Here is an 826-nt window from a genome sequence, read left to right on the forward strand (position 1 = left end):
GCCGCCAACGAACCATTCTGCAGCCCCAACCCCGCCCCCAGCACCATTGCAACCATGTTCGATCTCCCGAAATTGGCCTACTCAAGGAGTCTTATCTGAGGATTCCGGAAAAAGTTTAGATATAAATTAATAAGTTTACAAAATTCCGCCTTTCCGGCTGCATGCCACCGTTAGCTGCTGGCCCTCACAGCCAAGTTCAGACCCCATGCGCGGAGCGGCATCAACCGGCTTTCAGACTTTGTATCAAGACAACGGCCAACTATGTCTGACCGGTACCCCTGTTGGCGCAGCACGACAGCGGCAGCCGGACCGAGCACGGCCCTGTAAAAAAACTTTCAAAAACGATTGACACTCAAAAAGCGAATCTATAGTATTCCGCTTCTCGCAAGACACAACGTCTCGCGAAACAGCGCACCCGTAGCTCAGTTGGATAGAGTATCTGGCTACGAACCAGAGGGTCGGGCGTTCGAATCGCTCCGGGTGCGCCACACTAGTGTCCCTATAGTTTAGCGGTTAGAACACCGCCCTTTCACGGCGGTAGCCGGGGTTCGATTCCCCGTGGGGACGCCACTAGCACCCGTAGCTCAGTTGGATAGAGTATCTGGCTACGAACCAGAGGGTCGGGCGTTCGAATCGCTCCGGGTGCGCCACAATTTAAGTCCCTATAGTTTAGCGGTTAGAACACCGCCCTTTCACGGCGGTAGCCGGGGTTCGATTCCCCGTGGGGACGCCAGCTTTCTCAAGAAGCCCGTCATGGCAACATGACGGGTTTTTTGTTGTTTCCGCCAGGCGGCCATCCGGCCGCCTGGCGGAAACAACAAAAAAC

At 55.1% G+C, this 826-nt stretch carries 4 tRNA genes; all 4 read left to right on the plus strand.

What is annotated here, in order from left to right:
• Window positions 1-411 precede the first annotated feature (411 nt).
• The 4 genes from HA052_RS27110 to HA052_RS27125 all read left to right on the plus strand — a co-directional run bounded on the left by HA052_RS27110 (window position 412) and on the right by HA052_RS27125 (window position 733).
• Window positions 412-488: transfer RNA gene (locus HA052_RS27110), tRNA-Arg, on the plus strand.
• A 7-nt stretch (window positions 489-495) separates the two neighbouring features.
• A tRNA-Glu gene (locus HA052_RS27115) sits at window positions 496-570 on the plus strand.
• Between the two features lie 3 nt (window positions 571-573).
• Window positions 574-650, plus strand: a tRNA-Arg gene (locus HA052_RS27120).
• Between the two features lie 8 nt (window positions 651-658).
• Window positions 659-733, plus strand: a tRNA-Glu gene (locus HA052_RS27125).
• Window positions 734-826 lie beyond the last annotated feature (93 nt).

It is taken from the genome of Chromobacterium fluminis (genome assembly GCF_011602385.1).
Classification (GTDB): Bacteria; Pseudomonadota; Gammaproteobacteria; order Burkholderiales; family Chromobacteriaceae; genus Chromobacterium; species Chromobacterium fluminis.